The sequence below is a fragment of the Xenorhabdus taiwanensis genome (assembly GCF_036512875.1).
Taxonomy (GTDB): Bacteria; Pseudomonadota; Gammaproteobacteria; order Enterobacterales; family Enterobacteriaceae; genus Xenorhabdus; species Xenorhabdus taiwanensis.
Window position 1 is genome coordinate 1,365,349 of record NZ_AP028978.1, and the last position, 15,631, is coordinate 1,380,979.

Below are 15,631 nucleotides of genomic sequence, written 5' to 3' on the forward strand. Positions count from 1 at the left end.
TCTTACGTAGAAGGTGTTTTATTTCAACAACGATTGAGCTATTTTTGATCAACAAATAGCGTGAATCAATCCCAAAGCAGCATAAAAATATTCCACTATTGAAAAAATTTATCAGTGGGGATAACTCTGCAACCGCCCATGCTTAATAGGTTTTGCTGAGTTATCCACTATTCCTGTGGATAACCTTGTGCATTAGTTTTAGAAAAGTATCCTCGTGCAAGGCAATACGCGGCTTGAGCCAGATTTGATGTTATTCTCTACTTGGTTTTTTTTACAATAAAAATCAATATGTTAAATAAAATCAAATCCTTTTTGCATCTCTTTGCTATTCAGTGCTTTATCATTTCAGTCATTAATACAAAAATAGAAAAAAGTAAGATCATTATCTGGGGATAAAAATAGCCACCTTTGATGTTAATGAAAGGTTAAAATCATAAGATTGATAACATCCGAGCAATAACATTATTTTGCCAACTTACTTGAAGCTGGTTTTTTATCCAGTATGATAAAAAGAATTTTGTCAGTGTATGGATGGCGTGGGGAAAATGAGCAAAGAAACGAGTAAGGTATTCAAGTTACACTCTGATTTTAAGCCGGCAGGCGATCAGCCATCAGCCATTAGTCAGTTACAGGAAGGGCTGGAAGATGGACTGGCCCATCAAACCCTTCTGGGAGTCACGGGATCGGGTAAAACTTTCACGATTGCCAATGTTATCGCAAACTTAAATCGACCCACTATGATCCTTGCTCCCAATAAAACACTGGCGGCACAACTCTATAGTGAAATGAAAGCGTTTTTCCCTGAGAATGCCGTGGAATATTTTGTTTCCTATTACGATTATTACCAACCAGAAGCCTATGTGCCCAGTTCCGATACCTTTATTGAAAAAGATGCTTCAGTGAATGAACATATCGAACAGATGCGACTGTCCGCAACGAAAGCCTTGTTGGAACGCCGTGATGTCGTCGTGGTAGCTTCTGTCTCCGCGATTTACGGTTTAGGTGATCCTGATAGCTATTTGAAAATGATGCTTCATTTAACTGAGGGCATGTTAATTGATCAGCGTGCCATCTTGCGTCGTTTAGCGGAACTACAATATACCCGTAATGATCAGGCATTCCAGCGCGGAACATTTCGGGTGCGTGGTGAAGTTATCGATATTTTCCCCGCAGAATCGGATGAACGTGCTTTGCGCGTAGAATTGTTTGATGATGAAGTCGAACGCCTTTCCCTGTTTGATCCGTTGACGGGACAGGTAGAATACCATGTACCGCGTTATACCATCTATCCCAAGACCCACTATGTGACACCGCGTGAACGTATCCTTCAGGCAATGGAGGAGATCAAGATTGAGTTGGAACAACGGCGCAAGATTTTGTTAGCGTCGGACAAGCTATTGGAAGAACAGCGTGTCACCCAACGAACCCAATTCGATCTCGAAATGATGAATGAATTGGGTTATTGCTCTGGTATTGAAAACTACTCCCGTTATCTGTCTGGACGTTCTGCCGGTGAACCACCCCCAACGCTGTTTGACTACCTGCCAGCAGAGGGGTTGCTGGTGGTGGATGAATCCCACGTCACCATTCCACAGATTGGTGGAATGTACCGAGGGGATCGCTCCCGCAAGGAAACATTGGTGGAATATGGCTTCCGTTTGCCGTCAGCGCTGGATAACCGTCCGTTGCGGTTTGAGGAATTTGAGGCGCTGGCACCGCAGAGCATTTATGTTTCAGCCACGCCCGGCAATTATGAATTAGAAAAATCGGGTCACGAAGTTGTTGAGCAAGTTGTGCGTCCAACAGGGCTAATTGACCCTGAAGTTGAAGTTCGACCAGTGGCAACTCAGGTAGATGATCTGCTGTCTGAAATTCGTATCCGTGCGGCAAACAATGAACGAGTGTTGGTCACAACCTTAACCAAACGCATGGCGGAAGACTTGACTGAGTATTTGGAAGAGCATGGCGAGCGAGTGCGTTATCTCCATTCTGACATTGATACTGTAGAGCGAGTGGAAATTATCCGTGATCTTCGTCTCGGTGAATTTGATGTTTTGGTTGGCATTAACTTACTGCGCGAAGGTTTGGATATGCCGGAAGTTTCCCTGGTGGCAATTTTGGACGCAGATAAAGAAGGTTTCCTTCGTTCAGAACGTTCCCTGATCCAGACCATTGGTCGTGCAGCACGTAACCTGCATGGTAAGGCCATTTTATATGGTGACAAAATTACGGATTCGATGGCAAGAGCTATTGAAGAAACAGAACGTCGTCGTGCTAAACAGCAGGCATTTAACCAAGAACACGGCATTATACCGCAAGGTTTGAAGAAAAAAATTGGTGATATCCTGAAAATTGGTCAGCCGGTTAATGGCAAAGGGAAGGCCAAAGGAAAAAGTAAAGTGGCCTTGGGTACAGATGATTACTACAACCTGCCGGCGAAAGAGCTGGAGAGAAAAATCCGTGAACTGGAAGAGAAAATGTACCAACATGCACGGGATCTTGAATTTGAGCAAGCAGCCAATATTCGTGACCAGGTTCAGGCATTGCGGGCGCAATTTATTACTAATTCTTGAAAATTGGGCTTGAAAGGAATGGCTATGGGCTGGTGATATAACGGAATTGATTATAAAGATAATTGGGCGCCGCTTGGGAAACGGCACCCTGATCTTACGAACCGACAAAAGTTCGATTTATTCAACCAAGCTTTTTATAATGGCATGCGGTATTCAATCACCCCCGATCTTTCAGCGACCCAATTGTATAGGCGCTGGCCACGTAGATTGGTTTCTTGAGTATGCCAATATAACCGCCCGCAATTTTGTTTTTGTGCTTCACGCTGAACAAATTCAATCAGTTTTTTACCGATATGGCACCCTCTGACCTCCGGTGAAACAAAGAGATCTTCAAGGTAACAAAAATCCGTTTCAGCCCATGTGGAACGGTGATAAAGGTAATGAACAATACCAAGGGCTTTATCGCCCTCTAATGCTATAGCACAGTACATAGGTTCTTCTGCATCAAAAAAACGAGCCCATGTTTTTGCGGTGACACCTTTCGGTAAATCAATTTCATAAAACTTCTGATACGCCAGCCAATAAGCCAGCCATTGTGGATAGTGTTCAGGGGAAATAAATTTAACAGTAACAGGTAATAAATTATTACTCATGATAAAGATCCTTAAATTAAAAGCTCATCTCATTTGATTTTTATGGGAAAAATCATCGTGACGAAATGATGGTGCAATATTACAATTCCATCTGGAGCTTAATAAGATACACTTTTATTATTTTTTCAGGATCCACTTTACTATGGTGTGTAAACCACAAGCACAATTTCCACATTTGCTCTTAGACGATGGTTACATCAAAGATCAGGTTTATCACACCATAAGAAATGCCATTCTTGACGGCAGGCTCACTGTGGATATCAAAATTCCCTCTACAAGAGCACTTGCTGAAATGATGTCAATTTCACGCAACTCCGTGATTGCCGGTTTTGACCGCTTGATTGATGAAGGGTATCTGATAACGCGTAAAGGTTCAGGAACCTATGTATCGACCACAATTCCTGATGAATTGGTTGTTACGAACTGTTCTCATAAGTGCCAAGAAAAAAAGGCGATTTCAGCATTAAATCTCAGCCCTACGACGAATATGTTGATACCATCCTGGGAAAAAACACAGCAGGCGATCGGCCAATATCCCATATTTAATATTGGAGTAGGTTGTGTGGATCAGTTTCCTCATGAATTATGGGGGCGGTTAATCGGCAGGGTATGGCGTCACTCTAAAAAAACGATTGAACAATTTGGCCGACCGGATGGCCATCCATTACTTAAAAAAGTATTAGCCGATTACGTTCGCTCTACTCGTGGCGTAAATTGTCGGGAAGAACAAATTATTATTGTTAACGGTACTCAGCAGGCGATAAATTTAACTGCACAGGTATTATTACAGCAAGGTGATAAAGTTTGGTTAGATGACCCCTGCTATGACAGTGCCAGAGCAATATTCACTGCGATGGGGGCACAAATCGCCCCGATTCCTTCCGATGAACAGGGGATGAATATTTCTTATGGCACCACCAATCATTCTGATGCAAGATTGGTTTATACCTCCCCTTCCCATCAATTTCCTTTAGGGACTACATTAACGTTATCACGGCGTTTAGCGCTTCTTGACTGGGCCAGTCAACATAATACATGGATTTTTGAGGACGACTATAACAGTGAATTCCGCTATTTTTCTAAACCCATTCAGGCTTTACAAGGGCTGGATACAACACACAGGGTCATTTACGCGGGAACATTCTCAAAAATGATGTATCCCGGTTTACGAATTGGTTTTCTAGTGGTCCCTGAGCCATTAATTAATGCGTTTACCATGATGAAGTATTACACTGACACCCATTCGGGTTATTTGGAACAGGCGGTATTAGCGCATTTTATACAAGAAGGTCATTACGCCCGCCATGTTCGTCGTGTTAGAAAAATATGCTACGAAAGACAAACTGCGCTATTTGATGCTATAAACAGATACCTTCCCCATGTTTTCGATATCAATACAACCGACTCAGGCATACACATGGTATGTCGGTTAAAAGACGGTTTTAATGAAGAAGAGATTATTACAAGATGCAGACAATTAGGTTTAGGCGCGCAGCCACTATCACGCTACTGCATTCACTCTTTTTCTGATAAAGCTATTCTTTTTGGCTACGCTGCTCATACCTCAGCCGAAATTAACGAAAATATAAAGCGACTGGCTAATTTTTTGTCAGCGGTCTGAAATGAGAGTGAATGAACCACTCTCTATTTCCAATCAAAATAACTAACCCAATTTTTGCAGAGTATGCTCAATTGCCTGACGCAATAATTCACGATCATGGCGGTAAGGGATATCCTGCGCTTCCAAAACCTGTTGTGTCACAATGCGGTCACTGAAAGGGCTGATATCGGTACGCGGGCCGACAATCAGCGCATTAATCATCTTGCGGCCGATCTTATTCTCCATGATTGCCAGTTTATCTTTTAATGATAGATTGGCCGCAGCGTGGCTGAGTTCTTTTCCTAAGTTACCGATATAAATCATGCTCGCATTACTGCGCCGTAAGGATTGGGTTAAATCTTCCAATAGCAACAACGGCATTAAGCTGGTAAAAAAACTGCCTGGTCCGATCAAAATCAAATCTGCTTGTTCAATAGTATCCAGTGCTTCTTTAGTGGCATTAACATGAGGGTAAAGCAATAATTCCTGTGGTACATAATTAAGTTGATCGATATTCACTTCGCCATACACGGTATTGCCTTGATCATCGACAGCTATTAAATCAACCGGTTGTTCTGACATCGGAATCAACTGTGCATTGACTTTCAATAAATTGCGCAGCAGGTTAATTGCCTCAAGAGGACGGACACTTAAATGATCCAGGGCTTTCAACATTAGGTTGCCTAAATTGTGCCCAGATAATTCGCCATTGCCACTGAACCGATATTCAAACATGGCAGAAGCAATGGTCGGTTCCGTGATTAACTGATTGAGGCAATTGCGCATATCTCCCCATGCAATCCCGCCTTCCGAGCGCCGTATTCTACCGGTTGAACCACCATTATCTGTTGTCGTGACAATTCCTGTCAGGCGTGCTCCGAGGGAAGAAAGAGAAGACATAACGCGTCCAAGTCCATGACCTCCGCCGAGGGCGACAACGCGATCCAAATCAGCTAATGTGCGATTTCGCATAGGATTCCTGTTACTGGCTAAACGTAGGGGCTCTAATAAATCTCATGTAATTTATCACAAAATATGATGCTTTCAGAAATTGATGTGATTTTATGTAATCATTGCGAATGATAGCCTGAAAACTCTGTAGGGAGCTGATGTTATCGCAATTAGTTAACTCGTTGTATAATAAGGTGTATATCGAATGTGATATTAGCTTTTTGTCATCTTAAAGGTTAGAATCTTCGATGGACATACTGCCACTCGCACAATGATTCATATAAAAATTTAACTGATATTAACTCCTAGCCTCTGTGTCTAAGTCGCTGTTCTATCAAATGGATATCACATTGATATGATGCTCTGGCCGTGGCTCCTGAGTCACCAGGATGCAAGGTAGAAATGCCGGCATCTCCCGTACTTGGAAGGTGTTATTGTGGAACAACTCGTAGATGCATTCTCGCGCAAATTTTATTACTTGAGATTGTCTATTACTGATGTGTGTAACTTCCGTTGCACATATTGTCTGCCTGATGGATACCGGCCTCATGGCCATAAATCATTCCTTTCCCTGCCAGAAATTCGTCGTGTTAGCCGGGCATTTGCTGAACTTGGCACAGAAAAAATTCGTTTAACTGGGGGAGAACCCACCATGCGCCGTGATTTCCGTGACATCATCGCAGCGGTTCATGAAAATCCGCAAATCAAAAAAATTGCTGTCACAACTAATGGTTACCGTATGGAGCGGGATGTTTCCCAGTGGAAATCGGCTGGTCTGACAGCGATTAACGTGAGTGTTGATAGTTTGGATCCTCGCCAATTTTACGCCATTACCGGACAAGATAAATTTTTCCAGATTATGCGTGGCATTGACGCGGCTTTTGAGGCAGGGTTCAACACAGTGAAAATCAATGTCGTGTTGATGAAGAATGTGAATGATACCAACCTGCCAGCCTTTCTTGATTGGATTAAACATCGTCCTATCCAGTTGCGTTTTATTGAATTGATGGAAACAGGGGAAGGTCGAGCCATTTTTCATCGTCATCATCTTTCTGGAGAAGTGATCCGCCGCCAACTACGACAGAAAGGGTGGCAGCAACAGCAACGTGCGCGAAGTGATGGGCCGGCTCAAGTTTTTCGTCATCCCGATTATCAGGGAGAAATTGGCCTTATCATGCCGTATGAAAAAGATTTTTGCCAAAGCTGCAACCGTCTGAGGGTATCCGCTATTGGTAATCTTCATTTGTGCTTATTTGGTGAACAGGGTATTCCATTGCGTGATTTATTGTCTGATGACGCATCACTGGATGCTCTGAAACTCCGTATTCAAGGTGGATTGCGTTATAAACGTGAAACTCACTTTTTACATCAAGGGAACAGCGGGATCACCCCGAATCTTTCTTTTATTGGCGGCTAGCTTGGTTGCAAGATTTATTTTCAGGAGCAAAGAATGTCTCAATTAACCCATATCAACACATCGGGTGAAGCGCATATGGTGGATATTTCTGCCAAATCAGAAACAGTGCGTGAAGCACGGGCAGAAGCCTTTGTTGAAATGCAGGCCGAAACCTTGACCATGATTATCGCGGGTGATCACCACAAAGGGGATGTTTTTGCTACTGCCCGTATTGCAGGTATTCAGGCGGCGAAACGGACGTGGGAATTGATCCCGCTGTGCCATCCGCTGTTGCTGAGTAAAGTGGAAGTCCGGCTGGAAGCGCAAACAGAACACAATCGTGTCAGAATCGAATCCTGTTGCCGCCTGGCAGGGAAAACAGGTGTGGAAATGGAGGCTTTGACGGCAGCATCTGTGGCTGCTTTGACCATTTATGACATGTGCAAAGCGGTACAAAAAGATATGGTCATCGGGCCTGTGCGTTTGTTGGAAAAAAGTGGTGGTAAATCAGGAAATTTTAAGGTGAAGGCATGATAAAGATACTGTTTTTTGCCCGAGTTCGCGAGCTGGTAGGCACGGATTCACTTGAACTACCTAATGATTACCCAACTGTAGCGCATCTTCGTCGTGCATTGACTGAAAAGGGAGAACGATGGGCATTGGCATTAGAAGAAGGCAAAGTGTTGTCTGCCGTAAACCAATCTTTTGTCCACGCTGAACATGCCCTGAATGATGGTGATGAAGTGGCTTTTTTCCCGCCTGTTACGGGGGGATAAAAATGGAAAATACGCGGATTAGTGTCCAACAGGAGACATTTGGTGTTGGGGAAGAATATCAATGGCTCTCGCAATGTGATGAAGATGGCGCTGTTGTGACTTTTACCGGAAAAGTTCGTAACCATAACTTGGGAGACACCATTAAGGTTCTGACACTGGAGCATTATGCTGGCATGACAGAAAAGATGTTGCAGGAAATTGTTGATGAAGCCCGCCAACGTTGGTCGTTGCAACGGATCAGCATTATTCATCGCATTGGCAAATTGTACCCAGGGGATGAGATCGTATTTATTGGTGTCACCAGTTCTCACCGCAATATGGCTTTTATGGCGGCTGAATTTATCATGGATTATCTGAAAACTAAGGCACCATTCTGGAAAAAAGAATCGCTTGTGGAGGGAGAGCGCTGGGTAGAGGCAAGGCAGAGCGATCAGGATGCGGTAAGCCGCTGGTAAAACAGCATTTGTTGGTTCATTCTGCGGACTATCACGAAAACTGGACAAATAAATAATATGTCACTGAAATTGCCATTAATTGGTGGATGGTTTTATTAATGTTCTATGCTAATGTATAACTTTTGAATAGATTGTTTATTTTAAACATTCTTAATCCTTAAACATTGTCATGAAAAGGTAATCGTCATGGACCGATATCAACGTTCTAATGGTTCGATTGTCCAGAAAACTGGTTCTGGTATACAAACTTACATGGCACAAGTCTACGGTTGGATGACTTGTGGCTTGCTGTTAACCGCATTTGTTGCATGGTATGTGGCAAATACCCCTGAAATTTTATACACCATTGCTTTAAATAACGCTGTTTTAATTGGCTTGGTTATTGCACAGTTTGCACTGGTGTTTGTGCTGTCCGGTTTGGTTCATAAAATGAGTGGATCATTGGCGACAGGGCTGTTTATGTTGTACTCCATGCTAACGGGGTTAACACTTTCCGTTATCTTTATGGCTTACACCGCCAGTTCTATTGCCAGCACATTTGTCGTTTCAGCGGGTATGTTCGGTGCATTGAGCGTTTATGGTTATACCACTAAGCGTAGCCTGAGTGGTCTGGGTAGCTTCCTGTTTATGGGGCTAATTGGCATCGTTCTGGCTTCGTTGCTAAATATCTGGCTGAAAAGCTCGGCATTGATGTGGGCAATCACCTATATCGGTGTTGTGATTTTTGCTGGCTTGACGGCATACGATACCCAAAAACTGAAAGAAATGGGTGAACAATTGGATGTTAACGATAAAGAAAACCTGCGCAAATACTCAATTACTGGCGCACTGACTTTGTATCTGGACTTCATTAACCTGTTCTTAATGCTGTTACGTATTTTGGGTGATCGCCGATAGTCACTGATAGATTAAATGATTTTTTGATATAAAAACCCTGTTTTGTCAGGGTTTTTTAATAGTTATTTCACCTTTATCGAATCAAACAATGATAAGTTCATAATCAATATTGGTCTTGGGAAAATCATATAGACAGAAATAACAACCGGACAGCGAACCCAATCAATACTATTCCCATTATTCGTTCAAACCAATAGCCTTTCTGTATGAATTTATTACGAATCAATGTATTTGAGAAAATGATACTCACCAACACAAACCAGACAGCATTGATTACACACATCCAAAGACCATAGAAGACTTGTATCAGAATAGGTGTATTACTACTCACTACGGTTGTGAAAACGGCTAAAAAGAACAATGTCGCCTTAGGATTAAGGGCATTTGTCATAAATCCCATCAGAAATGCTTTCCATCTACTCTGTGGGGCCAAACCAATTCCTTCACCCTCTAAGGTATCCAAATCAGCAGGTTTACTTCTGATAAATTTGATACCAAGCCACGCGATATAAATTGCACCAACGAGTTTTGCCACTTCCATCAACCACGGAGTGGCATGCATTAATGCACTAACTCCCACTAGTGTATAGATAACATGTATTGATATTCCCGCTCCAATACCTACTGCCGTGCATATTCCTGCCCAACATCCAAATCTTACACTCTGCCGTATAGTTACCGCAAAATCTGGACCTGGAGCAACTACTGCCAGGAAATGAATCACAGCCAGCCCCAGAAATTCACCCCAATAGTTAGACAACATATCAACTCCAGAATGACAATGGATTTTCTGTTCCACGATAGCCTATAAAACAAGACAGACTCAAACGTAGATCATCGACACCAGCAGTCACAGAGTGCATACATCGAGAATTAAAGATCAAAAGATCACCTACATCTGGTCGGATCTCTAGTGCTGGCTCACCAAGCAAATAAGGTTCAATCCCATAACTATCACCACGCATAGCATCAAATTCTTCTGCAGAGAGTTCATCCTTCCAAATTTGTAAGGCTCCACCTTCACTGGGCATAGAAAGATAAACATTAGCTGCAAACTGAGCTTGAAGACTCTTAGCTTTAAAGCTATCAGGGGCATCCTTAGCAAAAATGTCATGGTGTGCAAGAAAAGTGACCCCAGGTATGACTACCCTCGATAATCCCACATACATTTTCTTACCATAAAGTGTTTCAATTTGGGCTCCAGCAGGCCAAAACTCATCTAAAATGCATCTCAGCTTATTAAAATGCCATTCCGATTCGTCCTATGCTCGGCGCATTTAAATATCTATCAAATCCATGGCCTAATATTTTTTCACCCAACTGCTCAGCTAACAAATTAGGTACAAATTGTTTTACACGTATAACTAAAATTTCCTTATCTGCAAGCTTTTTCAGACATGTCGCATCAAGGCAATCAACTTCTATAATCATAATATCCTTTTATTTTATTTACTGGTGATTTTTAGAAACAATATATTAAATTGTCAGGCTACATCATAATGTACTATTAAATTGCCCTTCTTTATTTTAACCTCCTGCACTTTAATATTTCCTAGTTGTCCTAGAGATGTTACGTGGGTACCACCACAAAGGTAAGGCGTAAAATGACCAAAACTAACTTCTCGAAATCCATCATTTCGTTGAACTACTTTGCACGGTAGATCCTGTCTAATATAATTTTCACATATCGTTTGAATATGCTTTTCCGATACACTTTGAGCATTCACACCCGGCTTAAATACTATTCTTCCTTCACCCGGCCAATGATGAGCTTTAATCGGATGCCACATCATAAACTCAACTACATGCCCAATAAGATGCCCAGCAGAATGCAGTCGCGAATATAATTGGCGTCGTTCAATATCAACACGAGCAAAAGCATTTCCCAGAGCCACAGGTTTTGTCGTTAAGTGGACAATGTCACCATCTTCCACATTCACGTGAACTACTTCTACTTCATTAAGCCAGCCTATATCGCTGGGTTGTCCCCCTCCTTGGGGATGAAATATTGTAGACTTCAACCAAGTGGAATAACATCCATTATCACGAGGAATACAAGCAATCACTTCAACATTATCGGCCAGTGCTTGATTTGATAAATAATTACGCTCCGTCATATTTTATTCTCAGGTATTATTGCAATTTAAATATGGTTTTATAATTATTTCAATTTGAACTATCTAAAATATAGAAGTTGGTTTTCTTATGATTTTCTAAAAAAACTAACACTCATTAGAAAAAAAGTAAAGTAACAACTAGTAAGGATATAATAAGCGATATTGCTATTTTCATTAAAAAAATATAATGGAGAATTATCCTACGTTTAATGACAGACAATTCAATTAGGTGGTCTTTCACAGCTTTAAATTTATCAGGCAATCTTACTCCGAAATAGCCGATAAGCGATCCCACCAGTGGTTGCAGTAATCACCAATAAAGGCCATAAGTTTGGCCAAATAACGGATAAATCAGCTCCTTTCAAATAAATCTGCTTGGTAATATCCGTAAAATGCCGGATTGGATTAATCCAGGTGATGTTTTGTAACCAAACGGGCATATTCTCGACCGGAGAGATATAACCAGAAAGCAAAATAGCGGGCATCATAAACACAAATACACCAATAAATGCTTGTTGCTGGGTGGAACAGACGGCAGAAATCAACAAACCGAAACCCACCAGGGATAACCCATAAATCACCATACAGCCATAAAATAGCAGTAATGAACCAGCGAAAGGAATTTGATAGAACAGTGTTCCAATCAGCAAAACAATGCTTGCTTGCATCGTCGCCACAACGAGTGCTGGAATAGCCTTGCCAAGGAAAATTTGCCAGGTTGCCAGTGGAGAAACCAGCAACTGATCCAACGTTCCTTGTTCCCGCTCACGGGCGACTGATAACGCTGTAACAATCAGAACACCAATAGTCGTAATCATGGCTACCAGTGACGGTACGACGAACCACTTGTAATCCAAATTGGCGTTATACCAGTTACGCACAATGAGTTCACTATTATTGAAATTAGGGGCATTTCCCAACAGTTGTTTTTGGTAATCCATCACAATTTGCTGGATATAGTTGGCCGCGATTTGGGCACTGTTTGAATTACGTCCATCCAACAAAACTTGAATTGATGTCGGGTTGTGGTTGGCAAGATTAGCACTGAAATTTTGTGGAAAGCGTACCAGCAATAGTGCTTTGCGGTTATCCAGAGTAGGGCGTATCTCTTGCGAACTGGTTAGCAAAATAACATCAGGAAATGCTTTTGATTTTGCCAACCGTTGGGTTAACTCAATCGATGCCTGTCCTTTATCTTCATTATAAATAGCGATGGTAGCGTTTTTGACCTCCAGCGTCGCGGCCCATGGAAACAGGATCATTTGTATAATCACGGTCAAAATCAAAATGTTCCGTGTTTGCGGTTCTCTCAGAAGAGACTGCAACTCTTTCATGATGAGTGTATACAGACGATAAAACATGCTCTTTCCTTTTTAATCCAGATGCCGACGGGTTTTCCACGCAGTCAGGCCGATAAAGACGATGGAACTGGCAATTAGCAGGAGCAGGTTTGTCATCAACACAGTACCAATGTTCCCGGCCAGAAAGAGCGTCTGTAGGCTACTGACAAAGTAACGTGCAGGAATGACATAAGTCGCAACCTGAATAAGTACGGGCATACTGTCTATCTCGAAAACAAAGCCAGACAACATAATGGCAGGCAAAAAAGCCGCATTGAGAGAAATCATCGCTGCATTGAACTGATTACGAGTCAGAGTGGAAATCAGTAACCCCATACCCAGAGCGGTAGCGAGATAAAGGCTGGAGACTAATGCTAATATCCAGAGTGAGCCGCGATAGGGAACCCCCAGTACAAACACCGTGAATAGCATGCAAAGTACCATGACAAACGATCCCAGCATTTGATAGGGTAATAATTTAGCGAGCAGCAATTCGGTACGGGTAACCTGAGTTGAAAGTAGCGCTTCCATAGTTCCGCGTTCCCATTCACGGGCGACGACGAGCGAGGTAAGAATTGCGCCTACCACGGTCATAATAATTGAAACAGCACCGGGAATAAGGAAGTGCTGGCTAATGGCGGCGGGATTAAACCAATAGCGGATTTGTGTATCAATCAAGGGGGTAGTTGCAATCCCAAGATTTTGCCCTCGCTGTTGTAACCAGATTTGCCAGATGCCTTTGGTATAACCCTGCACAAAATTGGCGGTGTTAGGTTCACTGCCATCGGTAATAACCTGAATGGGAGCATGGCTGTCTGCGCGGGCAAGCTGGGCATCAAAATTGACAGGAATGACGATAATGCCCCGAATTTGGTTTTCCTGCATTTTTTTGATTAAAAGCTGGCGATTGTCGCTGATGGTGGCATCAATATAGGGCGATCCTGTAAATACATGCACCAATTCTCTGGCATCCTTGCTCTGTTGCTCCATGAGAATACCGAGGCGAAGCTTGCTGGAATCCAGGTTAATGCCATAACCAAAAATAAATAGCAACATCAAAGGGATAACTACGGCAATTAACGCGCTGCTGGGATCACGAACAATTTGCTTAGTTTCCTTGATACAGAGGGCTTTCAATCGGCGCCATGAGAAACTGACCGCTTGCTGGGATGTTATATGTTCAGGATGACTCATTGCGGCTCCTTATCGTAGTTCAACACGAGATCGATAAAAGCATCTTCCATCGAAGGGTTAGGGAGCTTATCCGTGGCAACCAGTTGTTTCAGTTCATCGGGCGTTCCGGCTGCAATCAATTTGCCTCGAAATACCAGCCCGATACGATCACAATATTCTGCTTCTTCCATAAAGTGAGTTGTGACCATCACGGTGACCCCTTTGTCTACCATGCCATTGATATGTAGCCAAAATTCGCGACGAGTTAGTGGGTCAACACCCGAAGTGGGTTCATCCAAAAACAGAATATCAGGTTCGTGCATCAATGCGCAGGAAAGGGCAAGCCGTTGCTTAAACCCGAGCGGAAGGCTATCCGTCTTTTGATGTAAGATTGGCCCAAGATTGAACGCGCGGATCATATCAGACATCTTTTCTTGTTGATGGCGACCTTTCAGGCCGTAAACACCGGAGAAAAATTTAAGATTCTGTCCAACAGTCAGGTTGCCATAAAGTGAGAATTTTTGCGCCATATAGCCAAGGTGTTGGCGGGCTTTGCCTGAACCGGTTTTTAAATCCATATCCAGAACCAGCGCTTTGCCTGAAGTGGGGATCATTAAACCACACATCATTTTGAAGGTAGTCGATTTTCCGGCTCCATTTGGCCCTAATAGGCCGAATATTTCCCCTCGTTTCACCTGAAAATCGACCTGATCAGTGGCAGCAAAATCGCCAAATTTTTTAGTCAAGCTACAGGCTTCTATCACCGTTTCCATTGGGTTTGGTGGGATTTGAGGCATTATTTCTGCCAATTCGGAACGATGGGATGGGCCACCACCTAATAAGTCGATAAATGCATCTTCGAAACGGGGTTCGGCCTCGAAGAGATTGGCTTCAGGCAATCCTATTTGTTGGAGTATTGCATCTTTAACCGTTTCTTCTTTTAAGATCAGGCGAACATATTTTCCCTGAATTACACCATCAGTCACTTGGGGCAAGGTGAGGGCATGTTGCAACATTTTGCGCCGCGCATCTTGTTTGACGTCAAGCAAAAAAGATCGACCCGCAATATTTCGGGTTAATTCTTGTGGCTGGCCGCGATAGAGCAGCTTACCTCGGTTCATCAGCAAAACATCACGACATAATTCGGCTTCATCCAAATAAGAAGTGCTCCATAAGATCAACATACCGTCAGAAGCGAGTTCATGAACCATTTGCCATAATTCACGACGGGCGATGGGATCAACGCCTACACCAGGTTCATCCAGTAGCAAAACTTTCGGGCTACCCAATAAAGTACAAGCAAGCCCCAGTTTTTGTTTCATGCCACCGGACAATTTCCCGGCTAACCGTCCGGTAAAACGGGTTAAATCCGTGAAGTTAAGTAATTTCTGAAAGGTGGTTTTGCGCTCTTCACCAAGTACACCACGCAGATCGGCATATAACGTGAGATTTTCCATTACGGTTAAATCTTCATACAAGCCAAATTTCTGTGGCATGTAACCGAGGTCAGAACGTACTTGAACACTGTCCTTGATGGGATCAAGTCCCATAATTTCAATATTGCCGCTATCAGGCTTCAATAATCCGGCCAACATTCTTATCAGCGTGGTTTTTCCAGCCCCATCTGGACCGACAAGACCCGTCACTGATCCACCCTGAATTTCTGCTTGTAGATGGGATACAGCAGGAACGTCTAATCCTGGAAAAGTTTTCTCCACGCCGTTCAGTTTTATCGTATAAGCTGAACTGGTCATGTTATC

16 protein-coding genes and 1 riboswitch are annotated in these 15,631 nt (G+C 42.8%); of the genes, 7 read left to right on the forward strand and 9 right to left on the reverse strand.

Annotated elements, in window-relative coordinates; all coding sequences use genetic code 11:
• Nucleotides 1-545: 545 nt before the first annotated feature.
• A complete protein-coding gene (gene uvrB, locus ACE1SE_RS06160) occupies nucleotides 546-2,573 on the forward strand; it encodes an excinuclease ABC subunit UvrB (protein WP_374053086.1) in 2,028 nt (675 codons plus the stop codon).
• A 134-nt stretch (nucleotides 2,574-2,707) separates the two neighbouring features.
• Here uvrB and ACE1SE_RS06165 read toward each other — a convergent pair whose 3' ends face one another.
• On the reverse strand, nucleotides 2,708-3,166 hold the full coding sequence (locus ACE1SE_RS06165) for a GNAT family N-acetyltransferase (protein WP_374053087.1): 459 nt from the start codon (nucleotides 3,164-3,166) through the stop codon (nucleotides 2,708-2,710).
• A gap of 142 nt (nucleotides 3,167-3,308) precedes the next feature.
• On the opposite strand from ACE1SE_RS06165, the gene pdxR reads away from it, so the two are divergent.
• Complete coding sequence (pdxR, locus tag ACE1SE_RS06170; protein ID WP_374053088.1) at nucleotides 3,309-4,787, forward strand: MocR-like pyridoxine biosynthesis transcription factor PdxR; 1,479 nt, start codon at nucleotides 3,309-3,311, stop codon at nucleotides 4,785-4,787.
• A 42-nt stretch (nucleotides 4,788-4,829) separates the two neighbouring features.
• Here pdxR and yvcK read toward each other — a convergent pair whose 3' ends face one another.
• Nucleotides 4,830-5,738: a uridine diphosphate-N-acetylglucosamine-binding protein YvcK gene (gene yvcK, locus ACE1SE_RS06175; RefSeq protein ID WP_374053089.1), complete on the reverse strand. Its 909-nt coding sequence runs from the start codon at nucleotides 5,736-5,738 to the stop codon at nucleotides 4,830-4,832.
• Nucleotides 5,739-6,007: 269 nt separating this feature from the next.
• A riboswitch (molybdenum cofactor riboswitch) is annotated at nucleotides 6,008-6,164 on the forward strand.
• Here yvcK and moaA point away from each other — a divergent pair.
• From moaA to ACE1SE_RS06200, 5 genes are all read left to right on the forward strand, one after another.
• A complete protein-coding gene (gene moaA / locus ACE1SE_RS06180; RefSeq protein WP_374053606.1) occupies nucleotides 6,151-7,134 on the forward strand; it encodes a GTP 3',8-cyclase MoaA in 984 nt (327 codons plus the stop codon). It overlaps the preceding riboswitch by 14 nt.
• Before the next feature lie 33 nt (nucleotides 7,135-7,167).
• Entirely contained in the window at nucleotides 7,168-7,647 is a 480-nt protein-coding gene (gene moaC, locus ACE1SE_RS06185; RefSeq protein WP_374053090.1) for a cyclic pyranopterin monophosphate synthase MoaC, read from the forward strand.
• Nucleotides 7,644-7,889 (forward strand): molybdopterin synthase sulfur carrier subunit, encoded by a 246-nt coding sequence (moaD, locus tag ACE1SE_RS06190; protein WP_374053091.1) that lies wholly within the window; start codon nucleotides 7,644-7,646, stop codon nucleotides 7,887-7,889. Before moaC ends, moaD begins: the two co-directional genes overlap by 4 nt.
• 2 nt (nucleotides 7,890-7,891) lie before the next feature.
• Nucleotides 7,892-8,344 carry a molybdopterin synthase catalytic subunit MoaE gene (gene moaE, locus ACE1SE_RS06195; RefSeq protein WP_374053092.1) on the forward strand — a complete coding sequence of 151 codons (453 nt, stop codon included), beginning with the start codon at nucleotides 7,892-7,894 and terminating at the stop codon, nucleotides 8,342-8,344.
• 186 nt (nucleotides 8,345-8,530) lie between these two features.
• Entirely contained in the window at nucleotides 8,531-9,241 is a 711-nt protein-coding gene (locus ACE1SE_RS06200) for a Bax inhibitor-1/YccA family protein (RefSeq protein ID WP_374053093.1), read from the forward strand.
• Between the two features lie 124 nt (nucleotides 9,242-9,365).
• On the opposite strand, the gene ACE1SE_RS06205 is transcribed toward ACE1SE_RS06200, so the two are convergent.
• From ACE1SE_RS06205 to ACE1SE_RS06235, 7 genes are all read right to left on the reverse strand, one after another.
• Nucleotides 9,366-10,004, reverse strand: a complete 639-nt coding sequence (locus tag ACE1SE_RS06205) for a LysE family translocator (RefSeq protein ID WP_074018372.1) — start codon at nucleotides 10,002-10,004, stop codon at nucleotides 9,366-9,368.
• Nucleotide 10,005: 1 nt separating this feature from the next.
• Entirely contained in the window at nucleotides 10,006-10,410 is a 405-nt protein-coding gene (locus ACE1SE_RS06210) for a 2OG-Fe(II) oxygenase (RefSeq protein ID WP_374053094.1), read from the reverse strand.
• A gap of 70 nt (nucleotides 10,411-10,480) precedes the next feature.
• On the reverse strand, nucleotides 10,481-10,672 hold the full coding sequence (locus tag ACE1SE_RS06215; protein WP_374053095.1) for a hypothetical protein: 192 nt from the start codon (nucleotides 10,670-10,672) through the stop codon (nucleotides 10,481-10,483).
• A gap of 53 nt (nucleotides 10,673-10,725) precedes the next feature.
• Nucleotides 10,726-11,358 carry an alanyl-tRNA editing protein gene (locus ACE1SE_RS06220; protein WP_374053096.1) on the reverse strand — a complete coding sequence of 211 codons (633 nt, stop codon included), beginning with the start codon at nucleotides 11,356-11,358 and terminating at the stop codon, nucleotides 10,726-10,728.
• 254 nt (nucleotides 11,359-11,612) lie between these two features.
• Complete coding sequence (locus ACE1SE_RS06225) at nucleotides 11,613-12,719, reverse strand: ABC transporter permease (protein WP_374053097.1); 1,107 nt, start codon at nucleotides 12,717-12,719, stop codon at nucleotides 11,613-11,615.
• A 12-nt stretch (nucleotides 12,720-12,731) separates the two neighbouring features.
• Nucleotides 12,732-13,892, reverse strand: coding sequence for an ABC transporter permease (locus ACE1SE_RS06230; protein ID WP_374053098.1), 1,161 nt, complete (start codon nucleotides 13,890-13,892; stop codon nucleotides 12,732-12,734).
• Nucleotides 13,889-15,625 carry an ATP-binding cassette domain-containing protein gene (locus ACE1SE_RS06235; protein WP_374053099.1) on the reverse strand — a complete coding sequence of 579 codons (1,737 nt, stop codon included), beginning with the start codon at nucleotides 15,623-15,625 and terminating at the stop codon, nucleotides 13,889-13,891. Before ACE1SE_RS06235 ends, ACE1SE_RS06230 begins: the two co-directional genes overlap by 4 nt.
• Nucleotides 15,626-15,631 lie beyond the last annotated feature (6 nt).

What these genes read in the sequence shown, in the direction of transcription:
- ACE1SE_RS06230 (WP_374053098.1), bottom strand. Translation starts at nt 13,892, where the DNA reads ATGAGTCATCCTGAACATATAACATCCCAGCAAGCGGTCAGTTTCTCA.
- moaC (WP_374053090.1), top strand. Translation starts at nt 7,168, where the DNA reads ATGTCTCAATTAACCCATATCAACACATCGGGTGAAGCGCATATGGTG.
- ACE1SE_RS06205 (WP_074018372.1), bottom strand. Translation starts at nt 10,004, where the DNA reads ATGTTGTCTAACTATTGGGGTGAATTTCTGGGGCTGGCTGTGATTCAT.
- moaE (WP_374053092.1), top strand. Translation starts at nt 7,892, where the DNA reads ATGGAAAATACGCGGATTAGTGTCCAACAGGAGACATTTGGTGTTGGG.
- uvrB (WP_374053086.1), top strand. Translation starts at nt 546, where the DNA reads ATGAGCAAAGAAACGAGTAAGGTATTCAAGTTACACTCTGATTTTAAG.
- ACE1SE_RS06210 (WP_374053094.1), bottom strand. Translation starts at nt 10,410, where the DNA reads ATGTATGTGGGATTATCGAGGGTAGTCATACCTGGGGTCACTTTTCTT.
- ACE1SE_RS06225 (WP_374053097.1), bottom strand. Translation starts at nt 12,719, where the DNA reads ATGTTTTATCGTCTGTATACACTCATCATGAAAGAGTTGCAGTCTCTT.
- yvcK (WP_374053089.1), bottom strand. Translation starts at nt 5,738, where the DNA reads ATGCGAAATCGCACATTAGCTGATTTGGATCGCGTTGTCGCCCTCGGC.
- ACE1SE_RS06200 (WP_374053093.1), top strand. Translation starts at nt 8,531, where the DNA reads ATGGACCGATATCAACGTTCTAATGGTTCGATTGTCCAGAAAACTGGT.
- ACE1SE_RS06220 (WP_374053096.1), bottom strand. Translation starts at nt 11,358, where the DNA reads ATGACGGAGCGTAATTATTTATCAAATCAAGCACTGGCCGATAATGTT.
- ACE1SE_RS06235 (WP_374053099.1), bottom strand. Translation starts at nt 15,625, where the DNA reads ATGACCAGTTCAGCTTATACGATAAAACTGAACGGCGTGGAGAAAACT.
- pdxR (WP_374053088.1), top strand. Translation starts at nt 3,309, where the DNA reads ATGGTGTGTAAACCACAAGCACAATTTCCACATTTGCTCTTAGACGAT.
- ACE1SE_RS06165 (WP_374053087.1), bottom strand. Translation starts at nt 3,166, where the DNA reads ATGAGTAATAATTTATTACCTGTTACTGTTAAATTTATTTCCCCTGAA.
- moaD (WP_374053091.1), top strand. Translation starts at nt 7,644, where the DNA reads ATGATAAAGATACTGTTTTTTGCCCGAGTTCGCGAGCTGGTAGGCACG.
- ACE1SE_RS06215 (WP_374053095.1), bottom strand. Translation starts at nt 10,672, where the DNA reads ATGATTATAGAAGTTGATTGCCTTGATGCGACATGTCTGAAAAAGCTT.